18 protein-coding genes are annotated in these 19,913 nt (G+C 54.1%); 14 read left to right on the top strand and 4 right to left on the bottom strand.

Going from position 1 to position 19,913, the window contains the following annotated elements; translation table 11 throughout:
- Positions 1–63 precede the first annotated feature (63 nt).
- From OO731_RS05480 to OO731_RS05470, 3 genes are all read left to right on the top strand, one after another.
- Positions 64–1,344 (top strand): aspartate kinase, encoded by a 1,281-nt coding sequence (locus tag OO731_RS05480; protein WP_138275780.1) that lies wholly within the window; start codon positions 64–66, stop codon positions 1,342–1,344.
- Positions 1,345–1,381: 37 nt separating this feature from the next.
- A complete protein-coding gene (locus tag OO731_RS05475; protein WP_264889951.1) occupies positions 1,382–2,446 on the top strand; it encodes an aspartate-semialdehyde dehydrogenase in 1,065 nt (354 codons plus the stop codon).
- Between the two features lie 63 nt (positions 2,447–2,509).
- Entirely contained in the window at positions 2,510–3,082 is a 573-nt protein-coding gene (locus tag OO731_RS05470; RefSeq protein ID WP_264889950.1) for a hypothetical protein, read from the top strand.
- Here OO731_RS05470 and OO731_RS05465 read toward each other — a convergent pair.
- Together OO731_RS05465 and OO731_RS05460 are read right to left on the bottom strand one after the other, a co-directional pair.
- Complete coding sequence (locus tag OO731_RS05465) at positions 3,079–3,969, bottom strand: metallophosphoesterase (RefSeq protein ID WP_264889949.1); 891 nt, start codon at positions 3,967–3,969, stop codon at positions 3,079–3,081. The two genes, OO731_RS05470 and OO731_RS05465, sit on opposite strands and share 4 nt — an antisense overlap.
- Positions 3,970–6,486 carry a transglycosylase domain-containing protein gene (locus tag OO731_RS05460; RefSeq protein WP_264889948.1) on the bottom strand — a complete coding sequence of 839 codons (2,517 nt, stop codon included), beginning with the start codon at positions 6,484–6,486 and terminating at the stop codon, positions 3,970–3,972.
- Between the two features lie 41 nt (positions 6,487–6,527).
- Here OO731_RS05460 and OO731_RS05455 point away from each other — a divergent pair, with 41 nt between their 5' ends.
- Entirely contained in the window at positions 6,528–6,692 is a 165-nt protein-coding gene (locus OO731_RS05455; protein WP_264889947.1) for a hypothetical protein, read from the top strand.
- Positions 6,692–7,162, top strand: a complete 471-nt coding sequence (locus OO731_RS05450) for a RidA family protein (protein WP_264889946.1) — start codon at positions 6,692–6,694, stop codon at positions 7,160–7,162. The genes OO731_RS05455 and OO731_RS05450 overlap by 1 nt, the downstream gene beginning before the upstream one ends.
- A gap of 464 nt (positions 7,163–7,626) precedes the next feature.
- On the opposite strand, the gene OO731_RS05445 is transcribed toward OO731_RS05450, so the two are convergent.
- Together OO731_RS05445 and acs are read right to left on the bottom strand one after the other, a co-directional pair.
- Positions 7,627–8,763, bottom strand: coding sequence for a hypothetical protein (locus tag OO731_RS05445; RefSeq protein WP_264889945.1), 1,137 nt, complete (start codon positions 8,761–8,763; stop codon positions 7,627–7,629).
- Between the two features lie 124 nt (positions 8,764–8,887).
- Positions 8,888–10,855 carry an acetate--CoA ligase gene (gene acs, locus OO731_RS05440; RefSeq protein ID WP_264889944.1) on the bottom strand — a complete coding sequence of 656 codons (1,968 nt, stop codon included), beginning with the start codon at positions 10,853–10,855 and terminating at the stop codon, positions 8,888–8,890.
- Between the two features lie 303 nt (positions 10,856–11,158).
- Between acs and OO731_RS05435 the strand changes: the two genes are divergently transcribed.
- The 9 genes from OO731_RS05435 to OO731_RS05395 are packed head-to-tail and all read left to right on the top strand — an operon-like array spanning position 11,159 to position 19,838.
- Positions 11,159–12,100: an ATPase, T2SS/T4P/T4SS family gene (locus OO731_RS05435; RefSeq protein WP_264889943.1), complete on the top strand. Its 942-nt coding sequence runs from the start codon at positions 11,159–11,161 to the stop codon at positions 12,098–12,100.
- Positions 12,090–12,947 carry a hypothetical protein gene (locus tag OO731_RS05430; protein ID WP_264889942.1) on the top strand — a complete coding sequence of 286 codons (858 nt, stop codon included), beginning with the start codon at positions 12,090–12,092 and terminating at the stop codon, positions 12,945–12,947. Before OO731_RS05435 ends, OO731_RS05430 begins: the two co-directional genes overlap by 11 nt.
- Positions 12,948–12,961: 14 nt before the next feature.
- A complete protein-coding gene (locus OO731_RS05425) occupies positions 12,962–13,159 on the top strand; it encodes a DUF4244 domain-containing protein (RefSeq protein ID WP_264889941.1) in 198 nt (65 codons plus the stop codon).
- The gene (locus OO731_RS05420) at positions 13,140–13,481 is read left to right on the top strand and encodes a hypothetical protein (protein WP_264889940.1); all 342 of its coding nucleotides are present in this window, start codon (positions 13,140–13,142) and stop codon (positions 13,479–13,481) included. Before OO731_RS05425 ends, OO731_RS05420 begins: the two co-directional genes overlap by 20 nt.
- Positions 13,478–13,810: an Rv3654c family TadE-like protein gene (locus tag OO731_RS05415; RefSeq protein WP_264889939.1), complete on the top strand. Its 333-nt coding sequence runs from the start codon at positions 13,478–13,480 to the stop codon at positions 13,808–13,810. Before OO731_RS05420 ends, OO731_RS05415 begins: the two co-directional genes overlap by 4 nt.
- A gap of 30 nt (positions 13,811–13,840) precedes the next feature.
- Positions 13,841–16,531 carry a type I DNA topoisomerase gene (topA, locus tag OO731_RS05410; protein ID WP_264889938.1) on the top strand — a complete coding sequence of 897 codons (2,691 nt, stop codon included), beginning with the start codon at positions 13,841–13,843 and terminating at the stop codon, positions 16,529–16,531.
- Positions 16,531–17,154 (top strand): dTMP kinase, encoded by a 624-nt coding sequence (gene tmk / locus OO731_RS05405; protein WP_264889937.1) that lies wholly within the window; start codon positions 16,531–16,533, stop codon positions 17,152–17,154. The genes topA and tmk overlap by 1 nt, the downstream gene beginning before the upstream one ends.
- Positions 17,155–18,318, top strand: coding sequence for a DNA polymerase III subunit delta' (locus tag OO731_RS05400; protein WP_264889936.1), 1,164 nt, complete (start codon positions 17,155–17,157; stop codon positions 18,316–18,318).
- Positions 18,318–19,838 carry an alpha/beta hydrolase gene (locus OO731_RS05395; protein WP_264889935.1) on the top strand — a complete coding sequence of 507 codons (1,521 nt, stop codon included), beginning with the start codon at positions 18,318–18,320 and terminating at the stop codon, positions 19,836–19,838. Before OO731_RS05400 ends, OO731_RS05395 begins: the two co-directional genes overlap by 1 nt.
- Positions 19,839–19,913 lie beyond the last annotated feature (75 nt).

Raw genomic sequence — 19,913 nt, 5'->3', positions numbered from 1 at the left:
GCTAGAATTGTGAGTTCTGGCGTTATCCGCCTGCAATCACCCCGAAATCTGAGGAGACCTACCTTGGCCCTTATCGTGCAGAAGTTTGGCGGTTCATCCGTTGGCGATGCCGACAAGATTAAGCACGTTGCTCGTCGCGTAATCGAAACCCAAAAAGCCGGCAACCAGGTTGTTGTCGTTGTCTCAGCCATGGGTGACACCACCGATGAACTTCTGGACCTTGCCAATTCGGTAGCCGACGATCCAAACGACAGCCCGCGTGAGCTAGACATGCTGCTTACCTCGGGTGAGCGCATCTCGATGTCATTGCTGGCCATCGCTATCAATGCCCAGGGTGGCAAGTCACAGTCTTTCACCGGTTCACAGGCCGGTATCGTCACCGACAGCGTCCACGGAAATGCCCGTATTGCCGAGGTCACCCCAGAGCGCATCCGCGAGTCAGTTGACGCTGGCAACATTGCAATCGTGGCCGGTTTCCAGGGCTTCAACCGAGAGACTCGTGACATCACAACCCTTGGTCGCGGTGGTTCTGACACCACTGCAGTTGCACTAGCGGCCGGCCTAAAGGCTGATCTTTGTGAGATCTACTCAGATGTTGACGGTGTCTACACCTCAGACCCACGAGTTATCAAGGGCGCCAAGAAGCTTGAGTCCATCGATGTTGAATCAATGCTTGAGCTTGCAGCAGCCGGCGCAAAGATTCTGCACATTCGCGCCGTTGAGTTTGCTCGCCGCCACAACGTAGACCTACGCGTTCGTTCAACTTTTAGCACCGACCCAGGAACCATCGTTTATTCAGGAAAAGCAGGAGCAGGCATGGAAGAGTCAGTCGTATCTGGTGTAGCAATCGACAAGGGCCAGACCAAGATTATGGTCATCGGTATTCCAGATGTTCCTGGCAAGGCTGCTGAGCTTTTCACCTTGGTTGCTGACGCAGGCGCCAACATCGACATGATTGTTCAGAACACTCCAACCGGTTCTGACGTAACCGATGCCGTTAGCGACATCGGCTTCACCTGCCCAAAGGCCGAGTCAAAGAAGGTCGCTGCAGCTCTAGAGGCAGCCAAGGCAACTCTTGGTTTCCGCACCGTTGAAATTGACGATGAAATTGGCAAGCTTTCTGTAGTCGGTGCCGGTATGCGCACCCACTCAGGTGTTTCTGCAACCATGTTCCGCGCTCTTGCCGAGGCGGGCATCAACATTGAGATGATCTCAACCTCAGAGATCCGCATCTCAGTTATCACCAGCGATGACCAGGTGGATGCCGCCGCTCGCGCTGTTCACACCGCATTCGGCCTAGACAGCGACATCGAAGCTGTTGTTTACGCCGGTACCGGTCGCTAACTTTTCAATTTTCAATCTCTAGAAACCAGGGGAAATCATGTCAAAGCCATCACTAGCTCTTGTCGGTGCAACCGGTGCTGTAGGTACCGTAATGATCGGCATCATCAACAGCCGTCCAAACATCTGGGGCGAGATTCGCCTAATCGCCAGCCCACGTTCGGCAGGCAAAAAGATCACTGTGCATGGTGAAGAGCTAACCGTGGTTGCGCTTTCACCTGAGGCTTTCGACGGCATCGACATCGCAATGTTTGACGTGCCTGACGAGGTTTCAGAAGTTTGGGCTCCGATTGCCGCCGAGCGCGGTGCCGTTGCGGTCGACAACTCAGGTGCCTTCCGCATGGATGCCGATGTTCCACTGGTTGTTCCTGAGGTAAACCCAGAGCAGGCCAAGAACCGCCCTCGCGGAATAATCTCTAACCCAAACTGCACCACCCTGACCATGATGGCTGCAATGGGTGCACTCCACGACAAGTGGAAGCTGACCGAGCTAGTAGTTTCTAGCTACCAGGCAGTATCTGGTGCCGGCGCTGCCGGTATCGATGAGCTTGCATCAGAGCTTGCCGTTGTTGGCAAGGATGCCTCACTGGGCACCGCAACTGAAGACGTTCGCGCTGCACTTGCTGCCGCTGGTAACGACCTAAGCAACTCACCATGGGCTCACCCAATCGCTCTAAACGTGATTCCTTTTGCTGGTTCACTAAAGGCTGGCGGCCACACCTCAGAAGAGCTGAAGGTTCGCGATGAGTCTCGCAAGATCCTAGGAATTTCTGACCTCAAGGTTGCCGCAAGCTGCGTGCGTGTTCCGGTTCAGGTTGCTCACTCACTAACCGTTCACGCAACATTCGCCAACCCACTTACCGCCGATGAAGTTCGCGAAGTCTTGGCCCAGCAGCCAACCATCCGTGTTGTTGACGAACCAGAAAACCACCTGTACCCAACCCCAGCAATGGTCGTTGGTCAGGACCCAACTTTTGTTGGCCGCATTCGTCAGTCGCTAGACTTCCCGAACTCAATCGAGTTGTTCGTCGTTGGCGACAACCTTCGCAAGGGCGCCGCGCTTAACACCTACGAAATCGCCGAGCTTGTTGCTCGCGAGTTCTAGTCACTGTAAATCTGCATTGTTGAGTTCCACCGTTTCTGGCAAGCCGCAGAGTAGCCTGTGATTATGTCGCGCGTTTTGGCCGTTTCTGTATTGCTGGGGTTGTCACTCACCCTCGGCGCGTGTGCTGCTACTCCGGTTGATGACCCAACCAACGGTGGCACCACACAGTCACGCCCAACACCTACCCCTGACCAGGCACTTGTTCCTACCGAGATGCCTTCGGCAGTGGTGGCAATTGACCCAGAAGAGTTCAACAACGGTTTTGATGAGTACGTCTTCAAGGTCGGCGAAGGGCCAACCTGGTGCACCATCAGCCCGGTAAGTCAGTTCACGCTTTGCGAGCAAAATGAAGCTGCCGCGGTTTACGCGCCAATTCCTGCTCCAGATTCTTGTGTTTACAGTTACGGCTACCAGGTTCGCCTCTGGTCAGCCAAGCCTGAGTCCGGCGAGACCGCAGAATTTGCTTGCTCCGGCGGTTTTTACTCAGATGCCAGCCAGGCCAAGACCCTGCTAACCGGTCAGAGTGTTACCGCTGCTGGCTTTACTTGTTTTGTCGAGAACGTCACGGCTCGCTGTGACAACAGCTCAGGTCAGTGGATTGCCCTTGGTCCTCAGGTTTGGTCGCTAAACAACTAACCTTTTGCCACGAGGGTAATTAGTCGAACCTCTGGTCGGCAGGCAAAACGCACTGGCGCGAATATTGAATGGCCTAAACCGGCAACAACATTCAGAATCAGATCCCGATCACCAAACTTCCAAGCACTCAAACCCTTGGCATTTTTTGCTGGCAAATCGCAGTTGGTAACCAGTGCACCGAAGCTCGGCACACAAACCTGACCGCCGTGGGTGTGCCCGGCAAACAGCATGTCAGCACCCGCGTTGGACATCGATTCCAAAACACGCATGTATGGCGCGTGGCTCACGCCCAAAATCACATCGCAGTTCTTCAATGCGTTTGCCTGGCCGGCCAGGCTGGCAATGTCGTCAAGATCATCGTGGGCATCATCAACACCGATAAACCCCAGCTGCACCCCGCGAATCGAAAGTTGGCCACCACGATTATTAAGGTTTAGCCAACCTGCAGACTGGAATCCGTTGAGGAGTCGGGCAGTGTCCAATTTTTGCCCGCTGCTTCGCTCGGATGGCTTTGCCAGGTAGCCAAGCGGGTTGCGTAAAACCGGTGCGTAATAGTCGTTTGATCCATTTACAAATACGCCAGGTCGTTCGGTTAGCGGAGCCAGTGCCGTCAAAACTGGGCCAATTGCTTGGGGGTGGCCAAGGTTATCGCCGGTGTTGATTACCAAATCTGGCTTTAGCTGGCCAAGCGAATGAACCCAGCGCGCCTTGCGCTTTTGCCATGGGGCTAGGTGGATGTCACCAATGTGCAGCACGGTAATTGCCGGTGCACCAGCAGGCAAAACTGCCACGGTCTCGCGCCGAATTACAAAAAGGTGCCGCTCAACAGCAATGCCCCAGATGGCCGCGACTACGCCAAGGCCGACCAGGGCTGCCAAATATTCCAACTACGGACCCGTACTCAGTATCAGCAGAATGGCCCCGGTTGCCGTAGCGCTCGTTCCAGCCGCTGGGCTGGTCCCAACCACAAATCCGGCGGGGATAGTCTCTGACGGAACAAAGAACTGAGTTTGGGAAGGCTGAGGCTCACTCACCGCGGCAAATCCGGCTGCCAACAGGGTTGACTTGGCGTCGACAACTGACATTCCTGCAACATCCGGCACCTTGAGGGTGCCACCCTTGCTGATGTAGATCAAGATCTGGCTGCCGCGTGGCACGCTGCGGCCTGCACCCGGCACAGTTCGAGCAACAGTGCCCTCAGGCTGGTTCGACACTATTGTGCGGGTCTGAATCTTGGCATTCAGGTCAGAAGCATTGATTAGCTCCTCGGCCGCAGCAGGGTCTTGCCCACCGGTTGCCGGAACAGTAATCATGGTTGCAGCAACCATTGAGGCCGGTGGGGCGTCGAATGCCGACCCAGGGTACAACTTGTTGATTGCCTTCATGGTGGTTCGCCAAATGTCGTGACGCACGGTGTTGGCCGCTTTGTTGTTTAGTCGATACGCGCCCAAAGACTTGTTTCCGACCACGTTTCCAACCCAGGTAGCGGTTCCGACTGCAGAAGAGAATCCGGTCATCCAGGTGTGAACACCAGAGTCAGTGGTACCGGTCTTACCGGCTAGGGGAGTGCCGTCTCCGGTTGATGAAGCGCCACCGGTACCGCCAGAGATTACGCGCTGCATGGCGTAGGTCATTCCGGCAGCTACCTCAGGGGTTACCGCTGCTGAACAATCGCTGGTTGGTACCTTAAGTTCGGCCTGAGTCTCGCGAATCACAATTCGGTCAATCGCAACCGGCGAGCAGTAAACGCCCTTGTTAGCAATACCGGCCATGGCGGCTGCCATAGTCAGCGGCGCAATTTCGTTTACACCAATCACTGATGAAGGCACGTAGCTAAGCTCGGCGCCATCGGCTCGGTGCACACCAAAGCGTGCCGCGGTGTCGCGAATATCACACAGGTCAAGCTGGCTGGCCATGTCAACGTATGCGGTGTTAACCGACATGGTGGTGGCCTGGACAACGGTTAGGTCTTCAGGTTCCTTGACGATGTTGTTGGGCTTCCAGGTTCCGCCCACGCCACCACAGCGTGCTGAGAAGTCTCCCGGACCCCATTCTTTGACTCGGCCGTCAACGTGGTCGTTGAGGTGGAACCCGGCGGTAAGCCATTGTGCCAGGGTGAACACCTTGTAGGTAGATCCGGTTTGGAAGCCCGATGAACCGCCGTATTCGCGGTCGGTCGCGTAGTTGACCGAGGTGTGGCCAAGCTCATCGCTTTGGGTCTGGTCAAAAACTCGGTTTTCGGCCATTGCCAAAATTCGACCGGTACCGGCCTGAACCGAAACCGTTGCCGAACCAATCTGGCTCGGGTCGTCGTAAGGCGCCCATGTCATAGTTGCCTCATGTGCGGCAGTTTGGGCATCGAGGTCTAGGGTGCTGAAAATCTGAAGGCCACCGCGGCGAAGCAGGTTCTCGCGGTCCTCTGGGGTGGCGCCAAATTCGACATTGTTTCGAATGGTCCAGACGGTGAAGTCACAGAAAAACGCGGTGGTCTGGTTGGCCTCACAACCGCTAGGGGTGTGGGTCAGGTTGACCTCAATCGGGGTGGCCTTTGCTGCGTCAGCCTCGGCACCGGTGATGTAACCCTCGGCGGCCATGTTGTCGATAACGTAGTCGCGGCGGCCCTTGGCGCGCTCGAGGTTGCCTTCTTCGTCAGGCTTGTAGTCGTTCGGTGACTTCAACATACCCGCCAGAAGTGCTGCCTGAGGAATGTTTAGTTCGCTGGCCTTGACGCCAAAGTAATAGTTTGACGCGGCTTCAATACCGTTGATCTGGTTGCCAAAGAATGACAGATTCAAATAACCAGCCAGGATGTCCTGCTTGGTCGAAACACCCTCTAGCGCAATCGCCATCCGGATTTCTTTGAACTTTCGGGCAATACCTTCGATGCCGCTGGCGGTGGTTGCCGCCGCGATGGCCTCTTTGTCACCAGCCAAGTTGGCTGCCTCGACAAGCGAGTTCTTGACGTACTGCATGGTGATGGTCGAACCACCAGGGCCGTTTCCGGCAGAGATTGCGTTGGTTGCTGTAGCGCGCGCTAGGGAAAGCCAGTCAACGCCACCGTGCTCGAAGAATCGAGGGTCTTCGGTGGCTACAACCGCATTGCGGATGTTGGTTGACATTTCGTTGTAAGAGATCGAGATTCGGTTCTCGTGGTAGAAATTTGCCACCACGACTTTTTCATCGCCGTCGTTGGCATAAAGGGTAGACGCCTGCGAGCCAGTGACTGGCTTTAGGTAGGTTGGCAGGTTCTCAAAGAGGTTGAGGCCAGTTGTGGCAGCTGAGCCACCAACTAGGCCAATTGGAGCCAAAAGAAGGACTCCAAGTACGCCAACTAGGGCTGACAAACCGGTAAATTTTAGGATGCCGCTCGTTTTAGATTCGGACTTGTTCTGTGAACCAGACATAAACTCTAGGTTACCGGACATCACCTGAGAGGACTCTGTAAATGTTGAAGTGGGAGTACATAACCACCCCTTTGTTGCTACACAAAGAAACTGCGATTTTGAACACCTGGGGTTCTGAAGGCTGGGAGTTGGTTCAGATTGTTGCCAACAACATGGGCGGCAACATCGCGTTTTTCAAGCGCCCAATCGCCGAGGAGTCTAAGTAATGTCACGTATTGAAGCCCGACTAATTGAACTTGGCTACCCGCTACCTGCCGTTGCGCTGCCGGTGGCAGCCTATGTGCCTTCGGTTGTTACCGGAAATCTATGCTTCACCTCAGGTCAATTGCCTTTTGTTGACGGCAAATTGCCTGCCGCCGGAAAGGTTGGCGAAACCGAGGGGTTGGTTGATCCAGCTGCGGCTAAGGACCTTGCGCGTTTGTGCGCCCTTAACGCGCTTGCTGCCCTCAAGTTGGCTATCGGTGACCTTGACCGTGTAACTCGAATCGTTAAGGTTGTTGGCTTTGTGGCATCGGTGCCTGAATTCACCGGACAGCCTGGCGTAATTAATGGCGCCAGCGAGTTTTTGGGCGAGGTCTTCGGCGACGCTGGAGTGCACGCTCGATCAGCCGTTGGTGTGCCGGTATTGCCGCTTGATTCAGCTGTTGAAGTAGAACTCATCGCTGAATTTAAGTGACCCTAAGCAAGTTGCTAAATCTATTCACTGAAATCGTTTTGTCTCGCTTTGGTGGGTAAGAGGTGTCTCGAGAATCGCTTAGTTATCAAGAAACTGGACCCAGGTATGAGCATCACAAAGCACAAATCAGCGATAGTGAAGTTTGAGTAGGACTCGTCAAAAAGCCACGAGAAAATCGTGAAGCCGAGAGCATAAACACCCAAGGCGCCGAACAGCCCATAAGCGCAGATCTGAAGAAGTAATACTGGTTTCGAATTGCTTATCGTTGATTCAGAAACGCGGGTAACGATGAGGCTCGCCAACGTTAAGTAAACAAGTATTGCGGGTGAAAATAACGCCCAAAACATTAAGTTGGTGCCTAGTTCAATACCCCATGGTTTGCCCTTACCGAACAAAGATATCGTGAAACCGTAGCTTACAAATTGCGCAAGGATTAACTGCACGAATGATTTCAAGAAGGCCCCCTAAGTCACCGCGTTGAAAAAGCTTTGCCAAGTTGCACGAGCCTCATTTCTGTAGAGGTTCTGGTCAAATTCAAGGCTTGTGAACGGCATATCAATCGGGTTTTCCTCCACGATGTAGGCCGATACCTTGAGGTGTAACCTTTCGTAGGCATCTGGGTACCACAAAAACTTAATTGTCGATCCAATGCCATCTACGTGGCCCGACATTGCGGCAAACTCCCAACCGTAATTGAATGTTCGAGTTACTTTAACCTTCATGTTGTAAGTTACTAAGCCAAATAACACTGGATTTAGCACGTACAGAGGCATTACCTGACCTACGTAAGGGTAGGTTGAAGGGGCGCCCGAGACGGGAAAATAGCAGTTAAGACATTTCTTCAATAGGGAAGTCACGTAGAGAGGGCTTCGCTTGGAGTAATAAATCGTAGGGGGAATTCCCGTCGAACCATCTGATTCGATGTGCTGGGAAAAATCCATCTGGTAGGACCAAGACGGGTCAGTTAAAATTGGCGCTTCGGCAGACTGAGGTATTTGATTTATCTGAGTTAGTGTGCCATTTTTCATGTCAAATCTTGACTCATAACGAACCCCGTTTGCATCTATTGCCCAGGGTTTGGATAGTGTCCCGAAGTATTCACCTAATGGGTCGAGAATTTGATACTCACCTGTAACCAGCTCGAGTAAATATGTGTTTTTCGGCAAGGTGATTTCGTAATTAATGCTTCGGGCCGAGGCAATCGAGTCGCTCTCTGCCAGAAATCTAAATGTTGAACCTTCGCTTTCAGCTACATGCGTCACACCACCGCCAAGGTCTGTGCTCGTTGCAATGCCTTGTCCTTCAGCAAAACTTTTACCAAGACCCACAGGAGCCATTGAAAATTCAGTCTCATGACCTTCAGTGTCACGCATCGTGATAGTTGCCGCGACTTGACCGGCACCAGATTTACCCAATTTGACATTCTCAACGCCCGTGGCTGCAGGAAAACCTTCGGAATGGGATAGGTAGTCTAAATCTTGCGGAACTGACTCACTAAGAATTTCCGCATCAATGATGGATAAGTCGGATGCGGTGGCAGGAGAACAGAGCGATGAAAAGAGCAGAATTAATGCTAAAGATAGGCTTGATTTGGCAATCATCACAAAAGCATAGTGCCTGATCGGTCGGCGAGATTTCTGAACTTGGTTTAGATTCTTATTACTTGAGAAGCCCCCAGCACAGAGAGAGTGAGCTGGGGGCTTCGACATTTATTGTAGCGACTTGCTAGTCGTTCGCGCCTCCGGCGATTTTACCGCTGATGATGTCCATCACGCTTGTGTCTGCCAGCGTAGTAACGTCACCGATTGGGCGGTCTTCAGCCACATCGCGAAGCAATCTGCGCATGATCTTTCCGGACCTCGTCTTTGGCAGTTCGGCCACCACCATGATGGTTCGAGGGCGGGCGATTGGGCCAATTTCGTGGGTCACGTGGTCGCGCAAGATTTTGCTCACATCGGCATCTGTGCCTGCGTTGGCCAATTGGTTTTGGCGCAAAATCACAAAGGCAACAACGGCCTGGCCAGTTGTCTCATCCTTAGCGCCAACCACAGCTGCCTCAGCCACAAACGGGTGCGAGACCAAGGCTGATTCAATTTCGGCAGTCGACAGGCGGTGGCCAGAGACGTTCATCACGTCGTCGACTCGGCCAAGCAACCAGAGGTCACCCTCGTCATCAAACTTCGCGCCGTCTCCGGCAAAGTAGATGTTCTTGAACTTTGACCAATAGGTTTCTTTGTAGTGGTCAGGGTCGCCCCAAATTCCGCGCAGCATTGATGGCCACGGTTCGGTGATGGTTAGCAGGCCGGCGTGACCGTTTCCGAGTTCGTTGCCGTCGTCATCCAAAATCGCAATGCTCACGCCCGGCAGAGCGCGCTGGGCTGAACCCGGTTTTAGTGTTGTGATACCCGGTAGCGGTGAGATCATGATCGCACCTGTTTCGGTCTGCCACCAGGTGTCAACAATCGGGGCGCTGCCGCCACCGATCACGTTGCGGTACCACATCCATGCCTCAGGGTTGATTGGTTCACCAACCGAGCCCAGAACCCTGATGGTGCTGAGGTCATACTGCTTCGGAATTTGGCTACCCAACTTCATGAAGCTGCGGATTGCGGTCGGGGCGGTGTAGAGAATTGAGACCCTGTATTTTTCTACGATGCTCCACCAGCGGCCCCAATCTGGGCTCTCAGGGGTGCCTTCGTAAATTACCTGGGTTGCGCCGTTGGCCAGCGGGCCGTAGGTCACATAGCTGTGGCCAGTAATCCAGCCGATGTCTGCCGTGCACCAGTAGACATCGGTGTCAGCATGCAGGTCAAAGACGTTCTTGTGGGTGTACGCGGCTTGAGTTAGGTAGCCACCGGTGGTGTGCAAAATACCTTTTGGCTTGCCGGTGGTGCCAGAGGTGTAAAGAATAAAGAGCGGGTGCTCGGCCTCAAACCCCTGAGCTTCATGCTCTGGCTCGGCCTTGCCAAGTGACTCAGCCCAGTCGAGGTCGCGGCCTTCTACCCAGCCAACTTCTTGGCCGGTGCGCTTGACCACCAAAACATTTTTCACCGATGGGCACTTGCCCCCGCCGAGAGCCTCGTCAACCGCCGGCTTCAGCGCGCTGGCGCGGCCCTTGCGGTACCCACCGTCCGCGGTGATAACAAGTTTGGCCTGGGCGTCTTCGATGCGCGTGTGAAGAGATTCTGCAGAGAAACCGCCGAAAATTACTGAGTGAACGGCACCGATACGGGCAACGGCCTGCATTGCGATGATTGCCTCAGGGATCATCGGCATATAGATAGCAACGCGGTCGCCCGGTTTGATGCCCAAACCGATAAGGACGTTTGCGGCCCTCTTGACCTCTTCAGTTAGCTGGGCGTAGGTGAATTCCTTGGTGTCGCCTGGTTCGCCTTCAAAGTAGAGGGCAACGCGGTCGCCGTTTCCGGCTAGAACGTGGCGATCAAGGCAGTTATAAGAGATGTTTATCTTGCCGTCGTGAAACCAGCGCGCAAATGGAGGGTTTGACCAGTCCAAAACCTGCGTAAATGGTTCGTGCCAGTGGAGGTTGTTGGCTTGCTCGGCCCAGAAACCTAGGCGGTCGGCCTTGGCTTGTTCATACAGTTCGGGCTGGGCGTTGGCCTGCTTCTGAAACTCAGGGGTTGGCGTAAAATGGCGAGTTTCGCTGAGTAGGTTGTCGATTTCTTGAGACATCTTTGTCCTTTATTTTGAATACCTTGTCGTTATCCTGCCATAAAAATAAAATTTTCTGTTTCGATGGGAATGAAACAAGAGGGAAACCGATTATTATTTATCCGTTAGGTCTAGAACCTAACCTGCGATACCGATTCCCCCAATCAGGTATCGCCTGGCCCCAGGAACTTCCCCCAAGATCCTGGGGCCCCCTAATTTAACGGTCATTCGGCAGCCCCCGTGTTTCTTTTGAGCTGTGCCATGGTTATGCACAGATTTGCCGCCACCACCCAATAAAGTAGGTTGGCAAATCAGGCTGGTGCCATGACCTTTCAAAGCCTTGGGCCCCAACTTGATTCGCTACTGACTATGCCGGGGGTCACCGACATTTTGGTCAACGGTTATCAACAGGTCTGGGTTCAGAGGTCATCGCGGGCTCTTGAATCAGTGGTCAGCCCCTTTCAATCTGAAGGCCAGCTCGCGGCGCTAGCCCAGCAAATTATTGGTCTCGGCGGGCGCCACGTAGACCAAGCCAACCCCTTTGCCGACGTCGTGATAGACGGCATTCGCGTGCACGCTGCAATCGGATCGGTTTGCAATCCCAAAACGCACCTATCAATTCGTATTCATCGCGAGCGCTTGTTTGGTCTCGATCAGCTAGCCGACTTTGGCATGTTCGGCTTACGTGAACTCGGATTTTTTCGGCAAATGCTGGCGGCCAGGCAAAATTTTCTGATCGCCGGGCCAACCGGTAGCGGCAAAACCACCCTGCTGCGTGCCCTTTTGGCCGAATGCGTCGCCGAGCGCGTGATTGCGCTCGAAGACGTCGCCGAGATTGGCCTGCCCACCCCAAACTTTGTCTCGCTTCAAACTCGGCAGGCCAATATTGAGGGCAAGGGTGAGGTCAACCTAGATCGATTAGTTCGTGAAGCGCTGCGCATGCGCCCAGATCGGCTGGCCATTGGTGAGGTGCGTGGCATTGAACTGCTGACTCTGCTTCAGGCCATGAACACTGGCCACAGTGGCGCCGGCGCTACCATCCACGCAAATTCAATCGCAGATGTACCTTCTCGCCTGCAGTCCATTGTTTCGGCTGGTGGTTTGGCGGGCGGTGCTGCAAGCACGCTTGACCGCGAAGGCTTTGTTCAGTCGGTGCAATCGGCATTTTCGTGGGTAATTCAGGTCAATTCCAGGGTTGTGTCGTCCATTGGCGCTTTTTCCATCGATGCTGGCCGGTCCCTCCAGGTGGTACCTCGTGATTTCTAAACTCTTGGGAAAGCCAATCCCGCCGGCAGCTGGGGCTCTCGAGCACCAGCCTGATCGCACAACTGAGGTCATTCGAAAGTTGGCCAGCCTGTTGGCGGCGGGTGTTCCGGCGCGTCAAGCGCGTGGGCATCTCGAGCAAGACATCGCCAAATTCCACCCCGATGTGGCCGAGCGTTTTGAACTTACCTGGGAGTTGGCCAATCGCCTCGGAGGGTCACCCACGCCAACCCTGCTGCGGCTGGCCGAGGTGATTGAGTCTCAACAGTCGCAGGCGACTAGCATTCAATTGGCCTATGCGGCGCCCAGAGCAACCGCCAAGCTGATCATGGGTTTGCCTTTTGCGGCTTTGGTAATCGGCCAGCTGATCGGGCTGAATCCAATTGGCTCCATCACCGGATCAATTCTTGGGTTTCTGTCGTTTCTGGTCGGAATCGCCCTTTTGATAGTTGGGCAAATGTGGGTGCAAAACCTTCTCGAAAAGGCTCGCCCTCAATACAGTGATGCGGGGGCTTTTCTCGATGCCGTTGCCATCGGGCTGAGCGCCGGTCTTAGCCCAGAAAGAGCTGAATCCGAAGCTCGGTCACTAAAGGGAATCGGAGCCCCCGACCCAGAGGCCGAGGCTTCACTCGAGGAATGCCGGGCGCTTTCCCATCAGACCGGAAGTTCAATTAGAGGCCTGCTGCTTGATGCAGCGCAAGCAATTCGGGCAGCTCACCGAAACCATCAGGCGCAAGCCATTAGCAAATTACAAATTCGCCTGATGTTGCCCCTTGGTTTGCTGACGCTGCCGGCATTTGTCTTACTGGCCGTTGCTCCAATGGCAATCGGCATGCTCACCCACACATAAATAAAGGAGAAGAGATGAAAGCACTAATTCGGGTACTCAAGGACGAAACCGGAGCCGCAACCGCTGAGTACGCAATCGCTACGATGGCGGCGGTTGGCTTTGCGGGAATGCTGGTGGTAATCATGCGAAGCGAAGAGGTGAAAACCATCCTTTTTGATTTGGTCAGAAGTGCCCTTACCTTCACCAATCCAAATGGTCAGTCAGCCGAATGATCGAGGTTCGGTTACCGCTGAGTTTGCACTGGCGTTGCCGGCACTTGCGCTGGTGATGTCGGTCACCATCGGTGGCCTAGGGCTTCAAATGGAGCGCATAAATTTGGTTTCACTGGCCGCCACGGCATCCAGGGCCTTGGCGCGCGGAGAAGATCCAGCGCAGCTCATCGAAGCCTTTGATCAAAGCGGTGTCCGCATCGAGCCGAGCGAGGCGGGGGAGCTGCTCTGTGTGACCGCCTATAAAGAGGTCCAGTTGATGAATGTTCCCGAATCTATGTTCAGCCTTTCTGAAACGCAGTGTGCCCGAAGGAATGGATTGTGAAAACCGATCGCGGGTCAGGAACTATTCTGGCGTTGGCTGCCGTGGTTGCTTCGACCGCTCTGTTTGGCGGAATGCAAATTGTTGCCCACAACGTGCTAAATCAGAACCGATTGCAGGCGGCAACTGAGGCGATGGCGATTGCGGCAACCGATGCCCTCAGGGGTTTAACCACCGGTTTTCCTTGCGTTGAAGCAAATGAGATTGCACTAAAGAATATGGCGATTGTTGATGAGTGTCGTATTGTCGGACTCGAGGTAATGATTTCTGCCCACCTTGATGGGTTAGGTATAGTTCTAACCGCAAAGGCAAGGGCGGGTCCAAGTTATTGAACCTGAACTGCATATAAAGAGGAGCATCATTTGGCTGCTAGCCACAAATTGGTAATCGTTGAGTCGCCGGCTAAGGCCAAAACGATTTCAAAGTATCTAGGCAACGACTACACGGTCTTGGCTTCAATCGGCCACATCCGTGATCTTGTCGACCCTAAGGACTTGCCAGCAGACAAAAAGAAGGGCTCCCTAGCCAAGTTTTCGATTGACATCGAAAACGACTTTGAGCCGTACTACGCAATTTCACCAGGCAAAAGCAAAACTGTCTCAGACCTAAAAAAGGCTCTGGTTGGCGCTGAGGAGCTCTATCTCGCTACCGATGAAGACCGCGAGGGTGAGGCCATCGCGTGGCATTTGCTTCAAATTTTGAAACCAAAAGTTCCTGTCAAGCGCATGGTGTTTCACGAAATCACCAAAGAGGCTATTCAATCTGCACTTGAGCACACCCGCGCGGTAGATGACAACCTGGTTCAGGCCCAAGAAACCCGTCGTGTAGTCGACCGCCTATACGGTTATGAGATTTCACCGATTCTTTGGCGCAAGATCAACCGTGGCCTAAGTGCGGGTCGAGTTCAGTCGCCAGCAATGCGCCTGGTGGTTGAGCGTGAGCGAGAGCGCATGGCCTTTGTTTCGGCTTCGTATAACGACGTTGAGGCAACCTTTGACTCGCAGGTAGCCGGAGAACCTCAATTCGTTGCCAAGCTTCAGAGCATCGATGGAAAGCGCATTGCTACCGGTCAGAGCTTTAACGATGCCGGTCAGCTAACGGCAGATGTACTTCTCTTGGGTGCTGACCAGGCTCAGGCGCTCGCCGAATCGGTCAAGGCCGGTACCGCCAAAATCTCGGTTTCGTCGGTTGAATCAAAGGCCAGCACTCGTCGTCCGGCAGCACCGTTCACCACCTCGACCCTTCAGCAAGAAGCGTCCCGCAAACTCCGTATGTCGGCAAAGCAGACCATGGATACCGCGCAGTCGCTGTATCAAGACGGTCACATCACCTACATGCGTACCGACTCTCCAACGCTTTCGACCCAGGCCATCAATGCAGCTCGCAGCCAGGCCTCAAAAATGTTTGGTGCTGAGTACGTTCCAGACAAGCCGCGCGTCTACCAGGGTAAATCTAAAAATGCTCAAGAGGCCCACGAGGCTATTCGTCCTGCCGGTGAGGTTTTCAAGCACCCATCTGAGCTAGCCAGCGTCTTGAGTGGCCGTGCTTTTGATCTTTACGACCTGATCTGGAAGCGCACTGTTGCATCACAGATGCAAGACGCCAAGGTCTCGACCACCACCGCAAAAATTGGCGTCACACCGATTTCGGGTGGCACAGCGGCTGAATTTACCGCCTCGGGAACAGTTGTAATTTTCCGCGGATTCATGGCCGCCTATGAGGAAAGCCAGGATGAATCTCGAGATGGCGACGGCGATGAAAAAGAGTCGAAGCTGCCGAACCTAACTGTCGGTCAGGCTTTGAAGGCCATCGATGTTGTGGCTAAAGACCACCAGACTTCACCTCCACCTCGCTTCACTGAAGCATCTTTGGTTAAGGCGCTTGAAGAAGACGGAATCGGCAGACCGTCAACTTATGCCGCGATCCTTTCGACCATCATCAACAAGGGATACGTTTCAAAGCGCGGTCAGGCGTTGGTTCCCGAGTGGATTGCGTTCACAGTTACTCGATTCCTCGAAGAAAACTTTGGCAACCTAGTTGACTATGCCTTCACCGCCCAGATGGAGGAGGACCTAGACCGCATTGCGTCGGGTGAACTTGATCGAAGTGACTGGCTCAAGCAGTTCTACTTCGGTGGCGGATCAACTGAAGGCTTGCGCCCAACGGTTGAGAACCTTGGCGATAGCGACCCTAGAGCCATCAACTCAATCTCAATCGGCCCAGACATCACGCTTCGTACCGGCAAGTACGGTCCTTACATCGAGGTAATGGGGTCACCAGAAGCTGAAGGCGCCGACGAAAACGGCCGTCGTATCGTGAACATCCCAGAGGGTCTAGCACCCGATGAGCTAACCCCGGCAAAGGCCCAGCAGCTCATCGATGCACCGGTGATTACCGACCGCGTTATGGGCGTTGACCCTTCTACCGGTTTCAACATTTTGTTCAAGGATGGCCGCTACGGCCCATACGTAACCCTGGATGACGAGCACGCTGCGAAGCCAAAAACCGCATCGCTGTTCAAGACCATGAGTCCAGAGACCTTGACGCTTGAAGATGCAATTGCGCTGCTATCGCTGCCTCGCACCATCGGGGTGGACCCAGAATCTGGAACCGAAATCACGGCTCAAAACGGAAAATTTGGCCCGTATCTAATGAAGGGCAAGGACTCGCGTTCGCTGGCCTCTGAGGATCAGCTATTTTCTCTCGACCTAGCCGGAGCGCTCGAGATTTTTGCCCAGCCTAAGTACGGAGGCCGTCGTACCGCGGCAACACCGCTCAAGGAGTTTGGCGAAGACCCAGCGTCGGGCTTGCCGGTATTCGCCAAGACTGGCCAATTCGGTCTCTACGTAACCGATGGCGCTGTGAACGCAACTGTTCCGAAGGATGAAAATCTTGAAGAGATGTCTGCCGATACTGCGTTTGAGCTGTTGGCGATTCGTCGAGAAAAGCTTGGCCTCGAGCCGGGTGAGGCACCAGCCAAAGCTGGCAAGCCAAAGAAAAAGATCGCGAGCACAACCAAGGTTGTAAAGGCCGGAACGCGAAAGAAGAAGTAATGCCGGGTTGGTTTATTTCTTTCGAGGGCATTGACGGGGTCGGCAAGTCCACTCAGGCCGACTTGCTTGAACAACACTTGCGTGACCTCGGTCATGAAATTGTTCGCACTTTTGAACCCGGTGGCACAGAGCTGGGTCAAGAAATTCGTCACCTTCTGCTGCACCGCAAGGGTGATGTTGCTCCACGCGCTGAGGCCCTGCTTTACGCCGCAGACCGCGCCCACCATGTCGCAACCAAAGTTCGCCCTGCACTAGAAGCCGGGCAGGTAGTCATCACCGATCGGTATCTAGACTCATCGGTTGCCTATCAGGGTGCCGGCCGCGATCTCAAAGCTCAGCAGGTTCGCGATCTTTCACTTTTTGCCACAGATGGCCTCTTGCCAAACCTGACTATTTTGCTAGATCTTGATGCCAGCGCTGCTGGCCTACGCCGCAACCAAACCGGCCAGGAGCCGGACCGACTCGAGCGCGAAAAAATCGAGTTCTTTGAAGCTGTCCGCCAGTCGTTTCTAGACCTAGCTGCGGCTGAGCCGGAACGATTCTTTGTGGTTGATGCCAGCCAAACCGTTGAGCAAATGCAAACCAGTATCCGTGCCCGCGTAGACCAACTTTTGGCTCAGTAGATGACTCAAACTCAAGACTTTAAGCCGGTCTGGCGTGATCTCTTGGGTCAGCCCGAGGCTGTCGGTCAACTTCAGCAAGCGGTTGAGCACAAGAGCCAGGGCGTGCACCACGCTTGGTTAATGACGGGCCCGCCAGGTTCGGGTAGATCAAATCTGGCCCACGCCTTTGCTGCTGCTCTGCTGTGCCCCGATGACGGTTGCGGTCAGTGTAAAAGTTGCGTGATGGCCGCTGCGGGTAGCCACCCAGATATTTCTGTACTAGCCACTGAGCGCGTGGTCATCTCGATTGATGAGGTTCGAGAACTGGTTGCTAATTCACAGTTTGGTGGTTCGCTCGGCAAGCTTCGAATCATGCTGATTGAAGACGCCGACCGAATGCAGGAGCGTTCTTCCAACGTGCTTTTGAAGGCACTCGAAGAGCCGCCTGCTGGAACCATCTGGCTACTTTGCGCACCGTCTGAAGCAGATATGCTTCCGACCATTCGCTCGCGCGTGCGCCGCGTTGGGCTCAAGGTTCCGGCAATTGAAGAGGTTGCACGTCTGCTCATCGAGGGCAATAGAATTGATGCCAAGTTGGCCCATCAGGTGGCTGCCGAGGCCCAAAGCCACATCGGTATGGCACGCCGTTTGGCAACCAGCAGCGAGGCCAGAAGTCGGCGTCGCGAAACTCTGATGGCGGCACTGACCATTACCGGTGTCACATCAGCTGTGAACACGGCCGAACGTTGGCTTGAAATTGCTAAAAAAGATGCCGAGGCCCTAACGGTTGAGCGAGATGCCGAAGAAAAGGCCGCCATGCTCAAGTCGCTCGGGTTGCAGCCGGGCGATGCTATTCCGAATAACCTAAAGTCTGACCTCAAGGCCATGGAAGAAAGCCAAAAGCGTCGTGCAACTCGAAGTGTGCGCGATGGCCTAGATCGTATTTTGGTAGACCTAATGTCGCTATACCGAGACATTCTGACACTGCAGATTTCAGCAAACGTTCCTCTGGTTAATGAAGAGATGCGCCCGGGTGTGACCGAGGTTGCAAACTCAACTACGAGTGCCGAAACGATTAAAAAACTCGAAGCAATCGCTACCGCGAGAATTCGCATCGACTCGAATGTCCGTGACTTGATGGCCCTAGAGGCACTGGCCGTGGCTCTCCGTCGAAAGGGTGTCTAGTGCCAAGGTTCCGAAAGCTGCTTACCGCTGCAGTTGCCTCGGTGATGTTGCTGACCGGCTGTGCCGCTCCGGTTCAGGGTCCTGAGCCACTTGATGACCCATCGATATCGGCAGATCTAAAAAGTTTCTATACCCAATCGGTCAGTTGGTCAGCGTGCGGTGGCGAGCAAACCTATTGCGGAGAGGTTGAGGTTCCGCTCAACTGGCAAGACCCATCAGCCGGTTCACTAACTCTGGCAGTTGCCTATCGCAAAGCCGACCAAGCCGAATCTCTCGGTTCGATCATCTTCAACCCAGGTGGTCCGGGTGGTTCTGGCTACAGCTGGATTATGAATTCGGCAGAGCAGCTGGGCACCGATACCCTCCGCAACAGTTTCAACCTTGTGGGTTTTGACCCACGCGGTGTTGGTGCCAGCGAGCCCACGGTCAAATGCCTAAATGCCAAAGACACCGATGACCTCTTGTACGGCCAAAATGATGCCGAACTCAACAGTGCCGAGGACATTGCGCTAACTCGTCAGGCCTACCGGATTTTTGCCGACGCCTGCTTGGCTAACACCGGCCCAGAGCTGGCATACATCGATACTGTCTCGGCGGCTCGTGACATGGACATTTTGCGAGCGGTTTTTGGCGAAGAGCAAATCAACTACCTGGGTTTCAGCTACGGAACCTTCTTGGGTGCCACCTATGCCGAACTGTATCCAGCCAGGGTTGGTCGGATGGTTTTGGACGGAGCTATTGACCCGACCAAATCGGACGAAGAACAGAGCATCGGGCAGCTAATTGGTTTTGATCAAGCTCTCAAGAACTTTCTCGCCGATTGCCTGGAAACATCGGACTGCCCTTTTACCGGGAGCATGAGTTCGGCACTGAGTCAGATTTCGGCACTCTTGCTAAAGCTTGAGAAGAATCCGGTTGCAACTCAAGACGGTAGAGAGCTGACCATTTGGGGAGCCATCACCGGCATGATTATGCCGCTTTACAGTCAGGGTTACTGGCCCTATTTGAGTCAGGCGTTCAGTGAGCTAAAGGCTGGTGACGGCACAACGTTCATCCTGTTGGCTGACACCTACAACGAACGCGACGAGAACGGCCAGTATGGCTCAAACCAGATGGAAGCCAATATTGCCATCTCATGCCTGGATTCTAGATCTGCCAGTGACGCAGCTTCTATGGCCGCTCAAAACGCTATTGCTCTGGAAGCCAGCAGTGTGTTCGGCAGGTACTGGCAAAACGGCGCGCTGGGCTGCGAGGTCTGGCCGATTCCGGTTGCCGACCGCCCAGACAGCTACGCTGCTTCAGGTTCTAAAACCATCCTGGTAATCGGCACCACCGGTGACCCGGCAACCCCGTACACCGATGCCGTTGCACTTGCCAACGAGGTTCTTGAAAACGCCCAGCTAATCACTTGGAATGGTGAGGGTCACACCGCTTACGGTCAGGGCAGCACCTGTATTGAGCAGGTGGTTGATGGCTATTTCATCAAGGATGTAGTGCCAACCGAAGACCCAAATTGCTAATCGATAACGAAATTGTTACCTAAACAGATTTTGTAAAAATCTTTTCCAATTTTGGATAGGCTCAGGCTAGAGTGC

Origin of the sequence: Rhodoluna sp. KAS3 (genome assembly GCF_026000575.1) — a bacterium.
GTDB lineage: Bacteria > Actinomycetota > Actinomycetes > Actinomycetales > Microbacteriaceae > Rhodoluna.
The sequence above is the reverse complement of the archived record's forward strand: the minus strand, read 5'-3'. Positions and strand labels throughout refer to the sequence as shown.

Bases quoted from the DNA above. Each gene is read 5' to 3' on its own strand.
- tmk (WP_264889937.1), top strand. From the start codon at position 16,531: ATGCCGGGTTGGTTTATTTCTTTCGAGGGCATTGACGGGGTCGGCAAG.
- OO731_RS05400 (WP_264889936.1), top strand. From the start codon at position 17,155: ATGACTCAAACTCAAGACTTTAAGCCGGTCTGGCGTGATCTCTTGGGT.
- OO731_RS05455 (WP_264889947.1), top strand. From the start codon at position 6,528: ATGTTGAAGTGGGAGTACATAACCACCCCTTTGTTGCTACACAAAGAA.
- OO731_RS05435 (WP_264889943.1), top strand. From the start codon at position 11,159: ATGACCTTTCAAAGCCTTGGGCCCCAACTTGATTCGCTACTGACTATG.
- OO731_RS05475 (WP_264889951.1), top strand. From the start codon at position 1,382: ATGTCAAAGCCATCACTAGCTCTTGTCGGTGCAACCGGTGCTGTAGGT.
- OO731_RS05445 (WP_264889945.1), bottom strand. From the start codon at position 8,763: ATGATTGCCAAATCAAGCCTATCTTTAGCATTAATTCTGCTCTTTTCA.
- OO731_RS05450 (WP_264889946.1), top strand. From the start codon at position 6,692: ATGTCACGTATTGAAGCCCGACTAATTGAACTTGGCTACCCGCTACCT.
- OO731_RS05420 (WP_264889940.1), top strand. From the start codon at position 13,140: ATGGTCAGTCAGCCGAATGATCGAGGTTCGGTTACCGCTGAGTTTGCA.
- OO731_RS05460 (WP_264889948.1), bottom strand. From the start codon at position 6,486: ATGTCTGGTTCACAGAACAAGTCCGAATCTAAAACGAGCGGCATCCTA.
- acs (WP_264889944.1), bottom strand. From the start codon at position 10,855: ATGTCTCAAGAAATCGACAACCTACTCAGCGAAACTCGCCATTTTACG.
- OO731_RS05470 (WP_264889950.1), top strand. From the start codon at position 2,510: ATGTCGCGCGTTTTGGCCGTTTCTGTATTGCTGGGGTTGTCACTCACC.
- OO731_RS05425 (WP_264889941.1), top strand. From the start codon at position 12,962: ATGAAAGCACTAATTCGGGTACTCAAGGACGAAACCGGAGCCGCAACC.